At 63.0% G+C, this 19,255-nt stretch carries 8 protein-coding genes; 3 read left to right on the top strand and 5 right to left on the bottom strand.

All coding sequences use genetic code 11. The features are described from left to right. Positions 1 to 147: 147 nt before the first annotated feature. Entirely contained in the window at positions 148 to 933 is a 786-nt protein-coding gene (gene map, locus B0G75_RS14015; RefSeq protein ID WP_106306140.1) for a type I methionyl aminopeptidase, read from the bottom strand. A 401-nt stretch (positions 934 to 1,334) separates the two neighbouring features. Here map and B0G75_RS14010 point away from each other — a divergent pair, with 401 nt between their 5' ends. Then, positions 1,335 to 2,312 (top strand): ferritin-like domain-containing protein, encoded by a 978-nt coding sequence (locus B0G75_RS14010; protein WP_106306137.1) that lies wholly within the window; start codon positions 1,335 to 1,337, stop codon positions 2,310 to 2,312. A 383-nt stretch (positions 2,313 to 2,695) separates the two neighbouring features. Continuing rightward, positions 2,696 to 3,778, top strand: a complete 1,083-nt coding sequence (locus tag B0G75_RS14000; protein ID WP_106306131.1) for an alpha/beta hydrolase — start codon at positions 2,696 to 2,698, stop codon at positions 3,776 to 3,778. 127 nt (positions 3,779 to 3,905) lie between these two features. On the opposite strand, the gene B0G75_RS13995 is transcribed toward B0G75_RS14000, so the two are convergent. The 4 genes from B0G75_RS13995 to B0G75_RS13980 are packed head-to-tail and all read right to left on the bottom strand — an operon-like array spanning position 3,906 to position 7,793. After that, positions 3,906 to 4,418 (bottom strand): chalcone isomerase family protein, encoded by a 513-nt coding sequence (locus B0G75_RS13995; RefSeq protein ID WP_106306128.1) that lies wholly within the window; start codon positions 4,416 to 4,418, stop codon positions 3,906 to 3,908. Position 4,419: 1 nt separating this feature from the next. After that, a complete protein-coding gene (locus B0G75_RS13990; protein ID WP_106306126.1) occupies positions 4,420 to 5,631 on the bottom strand; it encodes a cyclopropane-fatty-acyl-phospholipid synthase family protein in 1,212 nt (403 codons plus the stop codon). Positions 5,632 to 5,643: 12 nt separating this feature from the next. Further along, a complete protein-coding gene (locus B0G75_RS13985) occupies positions 5,644 to 6,507 on the bottom strand; it encodes a DUF1365 domain-containing protein (protein ID WP_258194468.1) in 864 nt (287 codons plus the stop codon). Further along, positions 6,492 to 7,793, bottom strand: a complete 1,302-nt coding sequence (locus B0G75_RS13980) for an NAD(P)/FAD-dependent oxidoreductase (RefSeq protein ID WP_106306122.1) — start codon at positions 7,791 to 7,793, stop codon at positions 6,492 to 6,494. The genes B0G75_RS13985 and B0G75_RS13980 overlap by 16 nt, the downstream gene beginning before the upstream one ends. 465 nt (positions 7,794 to 8,258) lie before the next feature. Here B0G75_RS13980 and B0G75_RS13975 point away from each other — a divergent pair, with 465 nt between their 5' ends. Next, positions 8,259 to 19,253 carry a hemagglutinin repeat-containing protein gene (locus B0G75_RS13975; RefSeq protein WP_106306119.1) on the top strand — a complete coding sequence of 3,665 codons (10,995 nt, stop codon included), beginning with the start codon at positions 8,259 to 8,261 and terminating at the stop codon, positions 19,251 to 19,253. The last annotated feature ends 2 nt before the right edge of the window (positions 19,254 to 19,255 follow it).

Here is a 19,255-nt window from a genome sequence, read left to right as displayed (position 1 = left end):
GAGAGTCAAATCATTCTTTACCGGAATGTGGCACGCGCCGCAGCAAGTCTCCTCGGGAGACGACATGCGAAGCGTAGCCAGACTCAGCAGCATGTTGCGCGCCCACCTCCGGCGCAAGCGGCCGGACGCGGTACGCGCCACGCAGGGTCATGGCGCTTCGTAGCTACCGGTGCCGTCCGGCCACGGTGTCAGGAGTTCATAGCCGTCGTCGGTCACGGCGATCATGTGTTCCCATTGCGCCGACAGCGAACGGTCCTTGGTGACCACGGTCCAGCCGTCGCGCTGCACCGCGGTGCCGGCGCGGCCCGCGTTGATCATCGGCTCGATCGTGAAGACCATGCCCGGCTTCAGACGCACGCCCTGCCCCGGCTGGCCGTAGTGCAGCACTTGTGGATCTTCGTGATAGACCTTGCCGATGCCGTGCCCGCAATAGTCCCGCACGATCGAGAAGCCGTCACGCTGCGCGACCTTTTGAATCGCATGGCCCACGTCGCCGAGCGTCGCGCCCGGCTTCACTTCGCGGATGCCGGCAAGCATCGCTTCATAGGTCGTGTCGATCAGCTGGCGCGCCACGGTGCTCGGCTGGCCGACGCAATACATGCGGCTCGTATCGCCGAAGTAGCCATCTTTGATAATCGCGACGTCGATATTGATGATGTCGCCGTCTTTCAGGACCTCCGCGCGATTCGGGATGCCGTGGCACACCACCGAGTTGACCGAGGTGCAGACCGTCTTCGGAAAACCCAGATAGCCGACATTTGCCGGAATCGACTTTTGCGTATTGACAATGTAGTCGTTGCACAGTGCGTCCAGCTCGTCGGTGGAGACACCGGCCTTGACGTGCTCGCCGATCATCGCCAGCACATCGGCCGCGAGGCGGCCGGAAATGCGCAGTTTGGCGATGTCGTCGGGAGTCTTGTAGGTAATAGCCATGAATTCGGTCGATATGGGTCGAATGGGAGGTCGATGTTCAATCGATCGGCCAATTGTACAGAGGATCGCAACCGAGACCCTGCGAGCCGCACCAGACTTGCCGGGCGGAACGGTCTGCGGCAACCTCGGTCGGCATGCTCGACCGACTCCTTCCATGCAGCGCACTCGATGCTGCACACGCAAACAGAAATCGTTTGCGAGGGTTGCATCTAGCAGAGTTTTCGCCCCGTAAAGGCGAATGAGACCTCGCTCTTCTCCCTTGATCATCTAGTTCTTTTCAGAAGAACGGAGGCCTCTTTGCGTCCGCGATTTTGCGTTTTGCCGCGCGAGAGAAACAAATGTGCGCGCGAATACGCCGCGAATCCGCGGCATCGGCAGCGAACCATTTGAGGAGCATCGCCATGTCGGAGTCCAGCACTAAATCAGCATCCCTTATTGATGCATTCGATCGACGCGCCACGCGCCGCCTGCAACGCAGACAGTTCTTTCGCAACGCTGGCGGCTTGAGTCTGGGACTCGTCGGCGGCACGCTGATCAGCGCGTGCGGCGGCGGTTCGGTTTCGAACGTATCGGCTCAGAGCGCGCCGACCGACGCGGAAATCCTGAATTTCGCGCTGAATCTGGAGTACCTCGAATCGCAGTTCTATACGTACGCCACAACCGGCGCCGGGCTCGCAGCGAGCATGACCGCAGGCGTCGGCACGATGGGCACGGTGATTCCCGGGCAGCAAGTGCCCTTCCAGGATCCGATGGTGAAGGCCTATGCCAACGAGATCGCTAACGACGAGCGCGAGCACGTGACCTTTCTGCGCAGCGCGTTGGGTTCGGCCGCGGTGGCCATGCCCGCGATCGATATCGGCGGCACGGATCCGAACGGTGCGTTTTCGAACGCGGCGCGCGCTGCCGGTCTCGTGCCTGCCGGCACCCCGTTCAATCCGTATGCGAACGACAACAACTTCCTGCTCGGCGCGTACATCTTCGAGGATGTCGGCGTGACGGCTTACAAAGGCGCCTCGCCGCTCATCACCAACAAGACGTTCCTCGAAGCGGCGGCCGGCATTCTCGCGGCCGAGGCGTATCACGCCGGTCTGGTCCGCACGGTGCTCTACTCGAAAGGCATCGACATGACGAGTCTCGTCACGGCCGCCAACGCGATTTCGGCTGCACGCAACAGCCTCGATCACAACGGCCACGACGATCAGGGCATCACCGGCGCGACCGCCGGCACGTCCAACATCGTGCCGCTGGACAGCAATGGGCTCGCATTCAGCCGCAACTACAGCAACGTCCTCAACATCGTCTATCTGACGAGTTCAGCGGCGACCAAAGGCGGCTTCTTCCCGAACGGCGTGAACGGTTCGCTGAACATGAGCGCCTGAGCTGAGTTATCCGTTGTATCAGTTGCACCGGCAACGGGGCGTCGCGACGACGATCGCGCTGAACCCGTTGGCCGGCCGTCATGTGCATATTGCGTCGAACGCTTGACGACGTACAGGAGCCGTTATGAACGAAGCGACAGGCCAGGGCGCCGTGCCGCAGACGCTCACCGAGCAGACCTGTTTCGTTCACCTCACGCGGCGATTCTCGGCACGGCCGTCGTGCTGGCGCTCAATCTCATTCTGCTGCTACAAGTGGCCGGCATTTCGCCTTGGCCGCCGTTTCACGCCGAGTGAGCCGGCGGCGTCATAGCACGGGCTGCATCCGCTCGTGGGGTTGGCGCGTACATTGTTCGAACGCATCCCTTCGGACGGACTCGACTCTCATGCCCCGACGCCTGCTCACCTTGACCGCCACGCTGGCGCTCGCCGCTCTCGGCGGCTGCAGCGCGGCCGGCGTGCTGAACGCCGCCGTATCGCACAAGCAGTTCCGTGCCGAGAACGGCCTGCCTTACGGCAACGCGCCGCGCCAGAAACTCGACGTGTACGTACCCACTGCCGACGCGCCGCCAGCCGCTTCTTCGCACGGCCGTCCGATCGTGGTGTTCTTCTATGGCGGCAGTTGGCAGAACGGCTCGCGCAGCAACTATCTGTTCGTCGGCGCGGCGTTGGCCTCGCGCGGCTTCGTTGCCGTGCTGCCGGACTATCGGACGTGGCCCGACACCGCGTTCCCGGGTTTCGTCGACGACGCGGCCACGGCCGTGCGCTGGGCACGCGACCACGCGGCCGAGTTTGGCGGCGACCCGTCGCGAATCTTTTTGATGGGACACTCGGCGGGCGCGCATATCGTGATGCTGCTCGCCACCGACGGCCGCTATCTCGCCGCGCAGCAGATGAGCAAATGCGATATCAGCGGCGTGATCGGCCTGGCTGGCCCGTATGATTTCCTGCCGTTGCACGACGCGACGCTGGAGGAAATTTTCCCGCGTGCCTTGCGCGCCGCGAGTCAGCCGATCAACTTTGTCGCCGGCGACGAGCCCCCGATGTTCCTTGCGGCAGGCCAGCGCGATACCACCGTCGATCCGGGCAACACGGACCGGCTCGCGGCGAAACTGCGTGCGTCGGGCGACGCGGATGTCGAAGTGAAGCACTATCCGCGCGTCGGGCATGCGCTGCTGGTGGGCGCGTTTGCCGGGCCGTTGCGCGGCTTTGCGCCGGTGCTCGACGATGCAAGCGCGTTTATCGACACGCAGGCTAGCAATGAAGTACGGCGTTCGCACAAGGGTGCTGCAGACGGTGGCGCGCCATTACGGCCCGCATCTTCCGATGCGCAAGGCAACGTCTATCAGATGCGCAGGCAACGGGCGAAAGCAGCGGTCGCGTCGTGCGACGGCTCGGCATCCGCATCAGCGCCCGCCGCTGATACCGATTGCCAGAAACAACAAGGCAATCCGGGCCACAGCGAATAAGCGCTGCAAAGCGCGTTGCGGGTCTGCGGCGACGCCGCCAGCGCTTTGTACGCACCTGATTCAGGTGCTCGACTCGGTGCTCGACTCGATGCCCAGCGGCAAACCTTCGCAACGCGTCGCGAACGAACTACCGCGTCATACCAAGCAATTGCTTGCGCAAAGTTGGCGCACGCGTCGAAGGATCGAGCCAGATGCCGAAGAATGCACGCGCGAAGGCGGGATCGTCGAACTCGCCGGTCATGCGCTCCCCGGCATAAAAACGCACGCCCTTGTCCGGCAGATACACCGCGCTCAACTGGTCGCCGGGACCGACATCCACGAAGGCCTGCAGCATATCCGCGCGCCAGCGCTCCAGCGTGTCGGCCCGAATCGGCGCGCCCGCCAGACGCTTGATCTCGCTAATGCCGGTGTCCGCGAGGCGCTCGCGTTTGATGCCGCGCGCGTACACAATGTGCAGCGCGAAGCGGGCGTCGTAATCGACTGGCACGCGTTCGCTCCACATCTGCGCGCGATAGAGCCGGAAGCCGAGCACGCTGAAATCGCCCTCGCCGACGAGTTGCGCGGACTGGACGTCGCCGCGCCAGTCGGCACAAGCGGCGCTCGCCCACCACACCAGTACGAGAGCGACGAAGGCGCGCACGTCAATCCGCCTGCGAAAGCACGAACTGCATCACGTCCGTGCGTCCTTCGTCGAAGCCGGCTTCGCAATACGCCAGATAGAGCCGCCACGTACGCACGAAAATCTCGTCGAAACCCTGCGCGCGGATCGTATCGATTTGCGCTTCGAATGCGCCGCGCCAGCGACGCAAGGTCTCCGCGTAATCGCGGCCGAACGCCAGCGACGTGCGCGTCGTGAGCTTGCCGCGCCGCGCGGCTTCCGTGAAACGCTGCGGGCTCGGCAACATGCCGCCTGGAAAAATGAACTCGCGAATGAAGTCGCTCGTCGCGCGATAAGCGGCAAAATGCGAGTCGTCGATCGTGATGGTTTGCACTAGCGCGCGAGCGCCCGGTCGCAGACGTTCGCGCAGAATCCGAAAGTATGTCGGCCAGAATTTTTCGCCGACGGCCTCGAACATTTCAATCGATACGGCGGCGTCGTATTGGCCGGTCAGGCTGCGATAGTCGCGCAGTTCGAGCTGCACGCGCTCGCTCAGGCCTGCTTCGTTCACACGCTGCCGGGCGAATTCGAGTTGTGCCGGCGAGATCGTCACGCCATGCACATGAATGCCCAGACGCGCCGCGTGCAGCGCAAAAGCGCCCCACCCGCAGCCGATTTCCAGAATGTGCATGCCTTCGCGCAAACCGAGCGTATCGATGATGCGTTGATACTTCGCGTGCTGCGCGTCTTCGAGTGATCGATGGAAATTGCCGTCGAACACCGCGCTCGAATAGGTGAACGTCGTGTCGAGCCACTGCGCGTAAAACGGGTTGCCGATGTCGTAGTGCGCGTGAATGTTGCGCCGGCTGCCCGAGCGCGTGTTCGGCCTCAGCTTGTGACGCAGTCCGTACCAGAGTTGCGCAAGCCAGCCTCCATACACCGTGCGTTGCAGAGCGCGCTCGTTGCGGATCGCGACGCGCAGCAGCGCGGCCAGATCGGGCGTATCGACCCAGAAAGAGCGCCATGCATCGGCGAAACCAATATCGCCTTTGCGCAGAATCGCGCCGCACGCGCGCCAGTCACGCATCTCCAGCCGCGCGCCGGGCGCCGCGTGCGGATCGCCGAACACGCGCTGCTGGCCGTCGGGCGTGATGAGGATCAGATGCCCCACCTGGATCCGCTCGAGCAAGGACAGAAACAGACGGCCTGACGCGCGGGCGGTTTGGTGCCCGCTCAGGGTTCTTGAAAGCGCCATGGCTGAATCTCCTCAATCGGACGAAATGGGGCGCGCGGCGGCGGATGGTCTGGAGGCTGCGGCGTGGTGGATGGACGCGTCGCCGGTGCGGGCCGGCGGGGGGTTCTTGCCGTGGAACGGCGCTTTCTTCAGGGCAAGGCGCAAAGCCTGCCAGTGAATTCTCGCGACGACGCCCACGGTCAGCAGCGGCTGACGCAGCAGCGCGGCGAACGCGGCCGCGCGCGTGAGCGGCGTCAGGCGGCCGCCGAGTGCGGTGCGGATCAGCAGGCCGTCGGCGTCGTGATAGTCGATGGAGACCGACGCGCTACTTGGCGCTTCGTTGATGCGACAGGTGTAGCCGCCTTCCACACGGCAAAACGGCGACACGTGCAGCACTTTGCGGCACATGAGCCGCGTATTCGCCGTGATCGGCGCGTTGCCGTTTACGCTGAGCAGATAGCTGTGGCGCTCGCCGAACGTGTTGCGCACTTCGGCCAGCAGCGCGCGCAGTCGGCCGTCGCCGTCGTGACAGAACCAGAAGCTAATCGGGTTGAACGCGTAGCCGAACACGCGCGGAAAAGCTTGCAGCCAGATCCGGCCGTTCGCTTCTTCAATGCCCGCGGTCGATAGTTGCTCGCGCATCCATGTGGCGAGGTCGCTGCCGTCGCGCGGGCCGTGGTCGCGTCGATACAGGCTGAGCGGCCGCCAGCGGTCGATGCCGAACCACCCGCTATCGAGCGAGGCCAGCCGATCCAGGTCGCATCGCACGTAAAACACGGGATACGTGAAGCGATGATGTTTTGGACGCAGACGTTCGTGCATCACCTTGCCGGTCAGAAGCCAGGCTGCTGGATCTGCGCCGGCTTTGTCGCTCGACGGATTCATAGCCTGGCCCATGCCGGCGATGCGTCGAAATCGGCCGCGACGCGCAGCGCCGATTTCAGACCATCCTCGTGAAAACCGTAACCCGTCCATGCGCCCGCGAACCACGTGCGGCGCTTGCCTTGCAGCGATGGCAGACGATGCTGCGCGTCGATGGCGGCCAGATCGAACAGCGGATGATCGTAGACGAAGCGGCGCAGTTCGGTGCCCGGCGCCGGCTGGGTCACCGGGTTGAGCGTGACGACGAGCGGTGTCCTGAACGGCAGCGGCTGCAATTGATTGACCAGATAGCTGACGCACACCGGATGCGTGCCGTCGACTCCGCGGCTGCCCAGATAATTCCACGCCGACCACACGCGCTGACGACGCGGCAGCAGATTCGTATCCGTATGCAGCACCGCGACGTTCGGTTGATAGCGCACGGCGGCGAGCACGCCGCGCTCGTCGTGATCGGCGTCGTCCAGCAGGCGCAGCGTGGTCGGTGCGTGAGTGGCGAGGACCAGCGCGTCGAAGCGCTCGGTGCCGTGATCAGTGAACACGTCGACACCGTCGGTGTCGCGGCGCACGCCGCGCACTGCCGTGCTGATGCGGACGTCCTCGAGCGTGCTGGTTAGACGCATCACATACTCGCGGCCGCCGCCGACCACGGTCCGCCACTGCGGCCGGCGATTCACTTGCAGCAGTGCGTGGTTCAGACAGAAGCGCAGGAAAGTCGTGGCCGGGAACGAGAGGATATCGGCGGTGGCGCTCGACCAGATCGCGGCGGCCATCGGCAGCAAATATTGTCGCTGGAACGCGCCGCCGTAGCCGCCCTCCGTCAGCAGCTCGCCCATCGACGCGCGCGTTTCAATCGCCAGTTCGAGGTTGCGTTGCGCGCTGCCGTTAAACCGCATGATGTCGCGCAGCATGCCGATGAAGGTCGGCGAAAACAGGTTGCGGCGCTGCGCGAACACTGTGTTCAGACTGGTGCCGGCCCATTCGAGACGGCCTTCGTCGAGCGAGACGGAGAAGGTCATGTCGCTCGGATGCGATTGCACGCCCAGTTCGGCGAACAGCGCGATCAGGTTCGGATAGGTGCGGTCGTTGAACACCAGGAAACCGGTGTCGACGGGATGCGTGTGGCCGTCGAGCGTGACGTCCACGGTATTGGTGTGGCCGCCCAGGTACGCAGCCGATTCGAACAGCGTGACCCGATGGTGGCGCGCCAGCAGATACGCGCTGGCCAAACCCGAGATGCCGGCGCCGATGACCGCGACCCGCGAGCCGCGCGGTAGTGGTGAGGTCGGTGCGGAATGGGGCATGGGCGCGTCTCCTTGAGCTGGGGACACGCGTTGAATTCAAGAGGTGTGACGAGGGTTGCGGTCCTTGAGGGGATTTACGCAGCGCGGATCTGTTTGGATGCAGCAAGCGGGGATTGTGGTGACGCTGGCGGGTGACTGATTTGTTCGACGACCAGTCCGACGTTGCGTTGCGTCAAAACAAAAACCCCGCAGAACGTTCGCTCTGCGGGGTTTTTAAATTTGGCGGAAAGGGGTGCGCCTCTATTACTTCAGAAAAGCTGCTTTGGCGTGACGCGGGCGACCCGCGGGATTTTCTGGCCACAAGCGAGTGGCCAAGTTTATCCCCCGGCACTGCGCCCGTCCAACAAAAATAATCCTCCCCTATTCCAGAGAACCTGATGAAATTTCACAATTTTAGGTTCGCGTTTTAGTGAAGTTCTGGTGTAAATTACATCCTGTTACAGTTTGGTAATACCTATATTCATAATGAATAAAAAGACCTACAGGCTGATATACAGCCGGCTTCGGGGAATGCTGGTGGCGGTATCTGAAACCGCCACGGCTGAAGGCAAAACGAACCTGGGAGAATCGCAGTCGGGCGTTAAGGTACCGCCCCGGACAGTCTCATGCTTCGCCATACGCCACACCGCGTTCGGCTCGCTGCTGCTCGCGGGTGCGTTCGTGATTTCGATGCCACTCGCTCACGCGCAGATCGTGCCGGGTGGCGCACATGCGCCGTCCGTGATCCAGACGCAAAGCGGCATACCGCAGGTCAATGTGAACCGGCCTTCCAGCGCCGGCGTGTCAGTTAATACGTACGGCCAGTTCGACGTTCAGAAGCCTGGAATCGTACTTAATAATTCGCCGACGGTTGTGAATACACAGCAGGCGGGCTATATCAACGGCAATCCGAATTTCCTGCCGGGCCAGTCGGCTTCGATTATCGTCAATCAGGTCAACAGCAATAATCCCTCGCAGTTACGCGGATATGTGGAAGTAGCCGGCCGTCGTGCAGAAGTCGTGATAGCGAATTCCGCGGGCCTGATTCTGGATGGCGGCGGCTTTATCAACACTTCACGGGCCATTCTCACCACCGGCAATCCGACCTATGGCGCGAACGGGAGTCTGACTGGTTTTGACGTGAGGGGTGGCCAGATTACCGTTCAGGGCGCGGGCATGAACGCGACCAATGTGGATCAGGTGGACCTGATCGCCAGAGCCGTCGCGGCGAACGCTGCCCTGTATGCCAATACGCTGAACGTGGTGGCCGGCGCGAATCACGTCGATCACGACACGCTGGCTGCCACGCCCATCGCGGGCAATGGAGCCGCGCCCGCGCTTGCCATCGACGTCAGTCAGTTGGGCGGTATGTACGCGAACAGGATTTTTCTGGCGTCCAACGAGTACGGCGTCGGCGTTTCGACGGCGGGCGTGCTCGCCGCGCAGGCGGGCGACCTGACGCTGCAGTCTAACGGCCAGCTTGTCCTTGCCGGCAAGACCACGGCCAGCGCCAATCTCGCGGCCACCGCGAACAGTATCCAGAACAGTGGCACGACGTACGCCCAGCAGTCGGTGTCCGTCAACACATCGGGGGCGCTTTCCAATACCGGCACCCTCGCCGCGCAGCAGAACACCAGCGTCAGCGCGGGTAGCGTGAACTCGACGGGGACGCTCGGCGCGGGCATCAATAGCGACGGCACGATCGCGAACACGGGTGACCTGACGGTCGCGGCTTCGGGCGCGCTCGTCGCGTCCGGGCACACGGCGGCAGGCGGCAACGCGAGTCTGTCAGGGACAGCACTGAACCTGGGTGGCAGCCAGACCTCAGCAAATGGCAACCTCACCTTGCTGGCCAGCAATGGCGACATGGGTCTCGTCGGTGCGAGCGTGGTTGCCGGCGGCGCACTGTCGGCCACCGCGCAGGGGACGCTCACGAACGACACCGGTATGCTTTCTTCGACGGGCGCGCAAACGCTTGCGGCTGGTGTGCTGTCGAATCAGGGCGGCCAGATCGTCTCGCAGTCGACGCAGAACGTCAGCGTTGCCGGTGCCGTGAATAACCGGCAAGGCATTATCCAGTCCGCCGGAAACGAAACGGTGAGCGCCGCGTCGTTGGACAACACGGCAGGCCGTGTGGCAATGATTGGCAATGGCACGCAAGGCGTCACCACGAGTGGTGCGCTGGTCAACGCTGCGGGTACGACGGCAACAGGCGCGGCTGGTGGCGTGATCGGCAGCAACGGCGCGCAGAATGTGTCGGCCGGGACAATCTCGAACCAGGGGCAATTCAATGCGCTGGGCGATGCAACGGCGCACGCGCAGACGATCGACAATCACGCAGGCAGTATGACGGCGGGCGGGCGTCTGAACGCGAGCAGCACCGGCGCGTTCAACAACCAGAACGGCGTGCTCTCAGGTGCGGCCACGACCGTGAGCGGTGCTTCGGTCGACAATTCTAACGGCACGATCGAGGGCAATACGCTCGCCCTATCGAGTGGCGGCAGCCTGGTCAACCGGGGTGGCCACATCACGCAGTCCGGCACTGCCGACCAGCGCATCTCCGCAGGCGGCGCGATCGATGACACGGGAGGTTCGATCGCATCGAATGGGGCGAACCTCGCGATCTCCGGTCAGTCGGTCACGAACGACTCGGGCTCGATACAGCACGCGGGAACCGGCACGCTGACTCTCGCTGGAAATCTGTCGAATACAGCGGGCAAGGTGGTGACCAACGGTGGGCTCGGCGTGTCGGGTACAACCGTGTCGAACCAGGGCAGCATCAGCGCGAAGAGCGACGCCCGGATACAGGCGCAGACGCTCGACAATCACGCAGGGAGTCTCGTCGCCGGTGGCAATCTGGTTGCGACGGGCATCGGTGTCATCAACAACCAGAATGGCACGCTATCAGGTGCGGCCACGAGCGTGAGCGGCGCGGCGGTCGACAATTCGAACGGTACGGTCGAAGGCAATACGCTCGCGCTCTCGATCAGCGGGAATCTTGTCAATCGCGGTGGCCACATCACGCAGTATGGCAGCGCGGACCAGTCGATTTCCGCGGGCGGATCGATCGATGACGCCGGAGGTTCGATTGCGTCGAACGCGACGAACCTCACGGTATCAGGTCAGTCCATCACGAACGACGCCGGTTCGATCCAGCACGCGGGCACGGGTACGCTTGCACTGACAGCGACCGGGCCGTCGGGTTCGTTGTCCAATAGTGGCGGTAACGTGGTGACCAACGGCGCGCTCACCGTGTCCGGTACTACCGTGTCGAACCAGGGGCATATAAGCGCGAAAAGCGCCGCTACTGTGCTGGCGCAGACGCTCGACAATCATGCGGGCAGCCTCGTCGCCGGTGGCAATCTGGTCGCAACAGGCTCCGGTGTCGTCAACAACCAGAATGGCACAATTTCAGCGGCAGCCACGACGGTGAGCGGATCGTCCATCGATAATTCAGGCGGCACGATCGAGGGCAATACGCTGGCGTTGTCCAGCAGCGGCAACCTGGTCAATCGCGGCGGCCACATCACGCAGTACGGCAATGCCGACGAGGCGGTCTCCGCAGGTGGCACGCTGGACAACACCGGGGGCTCTATTGCGACCAATGCGACGAACCTCACGGTTTCGGGCCAGACGGTCACGAACGACTCGGGCTCGATACAACACGCGGGAACCGGCACGCTTGCGCTGACAGCAACCGGGACGTCGGGTTCGGTGTCCAATAGCGGCGGCAACGTTGTTACCAACGGCGCACTCAACGTATCCGGCACGACCGTATCGAACCAGGGGAACCTGAGCGCGAAAGGCGATGCGACGGTGCGCGCGCAGACGTTCGACAATCACGCGGGCAGCATGACGGCGGGCGGCAATCTGAACGCGACCAGCTTCGGTGCGCTGAATAACCAGAACGGCACGCTCTCGGGTACGGCGACGACCGTAAGCGCCGCGACGCTCGACAATTCGAACGGCACGATCGACGGTAATACGCTGGCGCTGTCCAGTTCCGGCAACCTCGTCAACCATGGTGGTCACATCACGCAGTACGGCAGTGCGGATCAGACACTTTCTGCCGGAGGCACGCTGGACAATACGGGCGGTTCGGTTTCGACCAATGCGACCAACCTCACCGTCTCCGGCCGATCGATTACGAACGATGCCGGGTCCATCCAGCACGCCGGCACGGGCACGCTGAACGTGACAACGCCGGGCGCTCTCTCGGATGTCGGCGGCCAGATTGCGACCAATGGTGCGCTCACTACGCAATCGGCCAGTCTCGACAATTCGAACGGTACGCTTTCCGCTCAGGGCACTGCGCAGATCAAAGCCGATATGGGCCTGACCAACCGCGGCGGCACGCTGTACGGCAAAGCTGCCTTGACGGCGATCACCCAGGGCGCGTTGGACAACACGCAGGGTTCCGCGCAGACCGGCGGCAATCTGTCGGTCAGCGCAGGCGGTGCGCTCTCGAACGCGAACGGTACGATTTCCGCAAACGGCGCAACGGGCAGTCCCGGCACGGCCACAGTGTCCGCTTCCTCCATCGACAACTCCACCGGCAAGCTCACGAATAGCGGCAGTGGCGCGACTAGCGTTGCTGCCGCGACAGACATCACAAATTCCGGCGGCACGATGGGCGGCAATGGCGACGTGAGCGTCAACGCGCAGACGCTCACGAACACGGCCAACGCAAAGCTCGTCGCCGCAGGCGCGGCAAACCTCAATGTCACGAACCGCGTGAACAATGCGGGCGGCACGATTTACGGTGGCACAGCGCTAAACCTGAACCAGTCCGGTGCGCGTGTAGTCAACGACGGTGGCCAGTTGGAAGGCGGCCGGGACGTTTCGGTACAGGTCGCCTCGCTCTCCAATTCCGGTGGTGCGATCAGCGCCAATCGTGACATTGTGGCCAGCGGTGTGGTGAGCGGCGACGGCGCGATGACCGCCGGGCGCAACCTTGGGCTTTCCGTTACGGGCGACTATACCAACGGCGCGTCGAACAGGCTGCACGCGGACGGCAATATGTCGGTGTCGGCCACAGGCACGCTGACGAACGCCGGCACGCTCGCAGCAGGTGGCGCATTGACCGCGACCGGCGCGAACGTGATCAATGTCGCTGGTGCGGATATCGATTCGACGTCGACGACAGTCAACGCCGCAGCCACGCTCAACAACGCTGGCAGGATCGAGGGCAATTCGGTTACGACGAACAGCGCCACACTCTCGAACACAGGCACGCTGATCGGCAATACGGTGCAGGTCAACGCGACGGATGTGCAGAACACAGGCGCGAGCGCCGCCATTGCCGCGGCGCAGAGTCTGAACATCTATGCGTCGAACTCGGTGACGAACTCCGACGGCGCACTCCTCTACTCCGCCGGCAATCTCGCGATCGCGAAGGACGGTACGCGCGACAGCGCCGGCATGCTCGCGGACCAGACGGGGACGCTGACGAACAGCGCAGCATCGATCGAGGCAGTGGGCGACGTGGATATCGCGGCTCGCACCGTCAACAACCTGCGCACGGGCATGCAGACGCAGGCCGGTACGCCTCAGGGTACGGGCACCACAACGCTCACGCTCTGGACCGCAGGCGTCTCAGGCGACGACCTGGGCTTTTACCAGAGTTCGGTCTATCCGGAGTGGAACTGGAGCGGCGGCGCGATCGGCACGGCGACCATCGGTGCGCTGATGCATCCAGTCACGGTGACGGTTCCCAAGTCGCAGGTCACGAATCTGGACCCGAACGCGCAATCGCTTTCCTTCACGCAGCCGCTGACCGACACGTATGTTGCCGCGTCAAGCCCCCAGGTTCAGGTGTGCAACACCCACGACTTTTGCCACGACCAGGGGGTGCCGCAGACCCGCACCATCACGAATAACGCAACGCAGTACTACAACAGCATTACCGACAACGGGAGCACCTACACGATCACGCTGTGGCCCGACTACAATCCGGCCACCAACATCCGCCCCGACAACGTCACGGTCCGTACCGATCTCGGTTCGGACAACCACGATTACGTGGAGATGCAGCGCGTATCAACGACGACCACCGCGACGGACCAACTGATTAGCGCCGGCACGCCCGCGCTCATGCAGGCTCAGGGAACGATCCGCATCAATTCGGATGGCGGAGCGATCAACAACGAATCGTCGACGATGGCGGCCGGCGGCAATCTCATCCGCCGCGCCACGGGCGGCAGTGTCAACGATTCCGGCACGGTGCTGCAGCAGACTGTAACGTCCGACACCCAGTCCACCTATTACTGGCACCAGAAGACCGGCGGCAGTAACGACACGAAGGTCGTCGACGACGGGATCACGCAGAGCACCAGCACGGTCGCCGCCCTGCCCGCGATTGCCACCGCGAACGGCGCGGTGCAGACGACCGGTCAGACCATCAACGTAGCCAGTGTGAACCGGCTCGGCCAGACCGTCATGGGCTCGGGCGTGACGGGCGGCAACGCAACGGGTACGCAACTCGGCAGCGTGAACGGTCAGGTGGCGGGCGTGAGCACGGCAGCCGGCGTCACCGGCCAGACGGCGAGTGCGAATACGGCCGCCGGTGCAAGCGGACAGGCGCCCGTCGCCAATGCGGCCACGGGTGTGAGCGGCCTCACGGTGCGTCCGCAGACGCTCGGTGGCGTATCGGGCGGCATTCCGAACCTGAAACTGCCTGTCAACGGCCTGTACACGTACCAGACGGCGCCCGGTGCGACTTACCTCGTCGCAACCGATCCGCGCCTGACGAGGTATACGAAGTTCATCTCCAGCGACTACATGCTCGGCGCGCTGGGACTGAATCCGCAGACCACCGAAAAGCGCGTGGGCGACGGTGCCTATGAGCAGCAGCTCGTGATGAACCAGGTTACTCAGCTGACCGGGCGCACGTACCTCGCTGGTTATACGGACAACATGGATGAGTACACGGCGCTGATGAACAACGGCGTCACGTATGCGAAGGAGTTCAGCCTGACGCCAGGCATCGGCCTGTCTGACGCACAGATGAAACAGCTGACGACCGATATGGTGTGGCTCGTGTCGCAGACCGTGACGCTGCCCGACGGCACGCAGCAGTCCGTGCTCGTGCCGACGCTCTATCTGGCGCAGGCCAACACGGTCGATCTGCAGGATAGCGGCGCGCTGGTTGCCGGTAACTCGGTAAGCATGAACGCGACTGGCGACGTGAACAACAGCGGCCACATTGTGGGGGATGTGGCGACGACGGTACTGGGTAATAACATTGTCAACAGCGGCGTGATCGGCAGCGGCGGCACGACGGCAGTGGCTGCCGTGCAGGACGTGCGCAACACGAGCGGGCGCATCGGTGGGGTGGACACCGTGGTGCAGGCCGGACGCGATGTAATCAACGAAACGGCGACTGCGAGCGTGTCGACAACGCTTCAGCAAAGTGGCTTCACGGCGAGCGCAAGCTCGCAGAGCGCCTTGGCCACCGGGACGATCTCGGCAACGGACAATGCGGTGGTACTCGCCCAGCGCGATGTAAACCTTTCGGGCGCCGCCATCGAGTCGGGTAACAGCGCCTTTGTTGGAGCGGGCCGCAACCTCAATGTGGGTACGACGACGCTGAGCGCGACACAGGATGCGGGCACGACCGACGGGCTGAACGGCGGCCATACGAGCACGACACAGAACGTCGGCAGCATGATCGCGACGGGCGGCAGCCTCACCACGGTATCGGGCGGCAACACCACACTCACCGATGCGACCGTCAAGGCGGGGTTGAACGGCAGCGGCAGCGCCACGCTGATTGCCGCGAACGACCTGACGGCGACGGCGGCAATTGACACGAAAACCCACGCCGAACAGTCGCTCGGTGGTCCCGGCGCGAAGCACACGGGCTCGAGCTACGACGAGACCGCACAGGGCAGCAACCTGAATGCGGCAGACAATCTGACGCTCGGAGCGGGCCAGACGGCAGCTGCGGCTGCCCTGCTGTCGAACTATCACGTCAGCGTAGCGGGCGATGCGCCGACGGGTGGCGGCAACCTCGCAATCCTCGGCTCGAGCGCGACGACCGGATCGACAGCCGCCGACGGCACTGTGAGCGGAGGCGCGACCAAACTGGCGGCGACCGGCAACGTGACAGTCGGCGCAGTGACCGAGACGCACGACGCGCAGAGCTGGTCACACATTGAGCACTCTGGCTTCATGTCGGGCGACAAGACGACCGACCAGACCTCGTCGCATCAGGTGAACTCCATCGGCTCGACGGTGTCGGGCGACACGGTCAGTGCGAGCGCCGGTCACGACCTGACGATCGCGGGCTCGACGGTTGCGTCGACGGGTGACATGTCGCTGGATGCTGGCCATAACCTGACTGTGACAACGACACAGGACACCAGTCAGAGCAGCCATTTCCACGAGGAACAGAAGACGGGCGTCGGAGGTACGGGCGGCGCCGGTATTTCGTACGGAACCAGCGACCGGAAGGAAACGACCAACGACAACGCGGTCACACAGAATGGCAGTCTGGTGGGCAGTACGGACGGCAGCGTGTCCATGACCGCCGGCAACAGCCTGCACATTACGGGCAGCGATGTGATCGCGGCGCAGGATGTGACGGGCAAGGCGGCAAGCGTCACGATCGATGCGGCCACCGGCACGTCTCACCACGACGAGACGCAGGAAACGAAGACAAGCGGGTTTACGCTGGGGCTGGGTGGCAGTGTGGGAGATGCGATCAACAGCACGATCCAGCAGAGCCAGGCGGCGAGCAACAGTCAGGATGGACGCGCGAAGGCCCTGCACACGATTGCCGCCGTTGGTAACGCCGGCAGCGCGGTCGGGTCGCTCGCTGGCGGCGGCGCACCGGACGTCAGCGTGCAGTTGAGCTATGGCACGAGCCAGACGAAGAATACGTTCACGGAAGACCAGACGACTCAAACTGGTTCAACAGTGAAGGCTGGCGGCACGGCGACGTTCATTGCGACTGGCGGCGGCGACCAGGGCGACCAGGCTGGCAACGGCAACGTGACGATTGCCGGTTCCGACGTGACTGCGAACAGCGTAGTGCTCAACGCAAAGAACCAGGTCAACCTGATCAACACGACGAATACCGATACCACGCGCAGCACGAACGAATCGAGCAGTGCGAGCGTGGGCGTTTCTTACGGCACTAAAGGCTTCGGTGTGTCGGCGTCGATGAGCAAGGCGCATGGCGATGCGAATTCAGATGCCGCGACGCAGAACAACACCCACGTCACCGCTGTGAACGGTGTGTCGATCGTTTCGGGCGGCGATACGAACATCGTCGGCTCGGATGTGAGCGGCAACCATGTGTCAGCGAACGTTGGCGGCAATCTGAACATCGCGAGCGTGCAGGACACCACGGTGAGCAGCGCGCACCAGGAAAGCACGAGCGGCGGATTCAGCATCAGCCAGGGAGGTGGCAGCGCAAGCTTCAGCAGCCAGCACGGCAGCGCGAACGGCAACTATGCGGCGGTGAGCGAGCAGGCCGGAATTCAGGCGGGTTCCGGCGGCTTCGACGTCAACGTGAAAGGCAACACCGACCTGAAGGGCGCGTATATTGCCGGCGATGCCGATCCGTCGAAGAACACGCTCACCACGGGTACGCTGACCTACTCCGACATCCAGAATCATTCGGATTACAGCTCGTCGACAAGCGGCTTCAGCGCCGGCACGTCGGGCGTAATGCCGATGCTGGGCCAGTCGGCGAGCGGCAATTCCAGTGCGACGACGAAGAGCGGCGTGAGCGCGGGCTCGATTGCCGTGACTGATTCCACGAGTCAGAAGCAGGACGTCGCGAGCCTGAATCGCGACACGTCGAACCTCAATGGAACCGTGTCAAAACTGCCCGACGTGAACACGGTGCTTGGCAATCAGGTGGACGTGATGAACGCGGCCACTGCGGCAGGGCAAGCGGTCGCGAAGGACATCGGCACTTACGCCGACTATAAGCACCACGCCGCACTTGACGGTGCAAAGGCGGCGAACGCGCTTGGCGACACTGATACAGCGGCGCAGTACGAGCAGGATGCCGCGGACTGGGCGGAAGGCGGCGCTGATCGCGTCGGTATGCACATGGCGGCGGGCGCCGTGCTTGGCGGGCTTGGTGGTGGCGGTTTTGGCAGTGCTTTGGGCGGTGCCGCTGGTGCGGGTGTGTCGGCTGGACTCGCGCCGAAGTTGAACGATCTGAGCAGTTCGATTGCCAGTGCAGGTCCGACCGGCAATGCGGCCGTAGACAGGATGATCGGGCAGATTGTTTCGAACGGGCTGGCGGGCGCAGCGGGCGCGGCAGTGGGAGGTGATGCGGGTGCGTTTGCTGCGTCGAATTCCGATATGTATAACCGGCAGTTGCATCCAACCGAGGCACAAAAGCTTTCACAACTGCAGCAAGGGCAAACTCCAGAAGAACAATACAGACTGGCCGCTGCGGAATGTGCGCTGGTGCAGTGTGCAGCAGGCATTCCGGATAGCGATCCGTCCAAGGCCATGTTGCAACAAATGCAGGACATTGGGACAACATTTACCACCGAGCAGAAAATGCTGACCAGCGCCGGAGCTTTTGACGGCTATGGATCGATGGATAAACTCGGCGACGCATTGGATCGGTATCAGGTGTCGAACCGGGCAGCGGGCGCGGTGCAAGGCGTCGGAGGCGCCGTCGCAGCGGCAGGTGCACTTGGTGCGGGCTGCGCTTCCGTCGTTGCGTGCAGTCTGGGAGCAACCGTTGCGACCACAAGTCTGGACTATTCGAAAGCTGGATTTACGCAGTTGGTATCGGGAGATGTCACTCCGACTTATGGACAGCAAGCGCTGCAAGCTTTGGGACTCAGTCCGCAGTCAGCGGCGCTTGCTTACGCAGGGCTTAATCTTGGTGCGACGGCGGGCAGTACCGTACTGACAAATCAAGCCTCAAATCAAGAGGCCGCATACAACGGGCTTGTTCGGAATAGCTATTCGGACTTCGTCACCAATGGGGTACAGGCGACACCCCAGGTTATGGCGACCCCGCAAGCTCAAGAATTGATTTCTCAGATTATGCAGGCGAATCCAAACATGTCTTCGCAGCAAGCCATGATCTATGCCAGCGGCTATATTGAGTCTGGGACATCTCTACCTCAAATGACGGCTGTTTCGACGAATACTACGCTTGTGAAGGTAGTTCCCGCTGGTAGTGTAGTGGGTCCTACGTCTGGCTATTGGATGAGCGAGGGACAGGCACAGGCAATCAGTAAAATGACACCGCAGCAGGCAGCTAAAGCACTAGGTTTGCCCGCTACACAGGCGGCGCAAATGCTGCAAAATGGACTCGACTACTATGCGATTGCACCAAAGACTGGTGCTACGCCGACGGTGTTTGTCTCCGACATTGCGAGTACAACGCAAGGTAACATGACCACTCAGCCAACGGCTCAGCAGACCATTGTTCCTAATCGAAATTTGTGGACAGCACCGACCAAGATCAGTCCAGCATCCCTGACGGGAGGGCAATAAAC

Source organism: Paraburkholderia sp. BL18I3N2 (assembly GCF_003001875.1).
GTDB classification, from domain to species: domain Bacteria; phylum Pseudomonadota; class Gammaproteobacteria; order Burkholderiales; family Burkholderiaceae; genus Paraburkholderia; species Paraburkholderia phytofirmans.
Note: the sequence above shows the minus strand (reverse complement) of the source record. Positions and strands in the feature narration are given on the sequence as shown.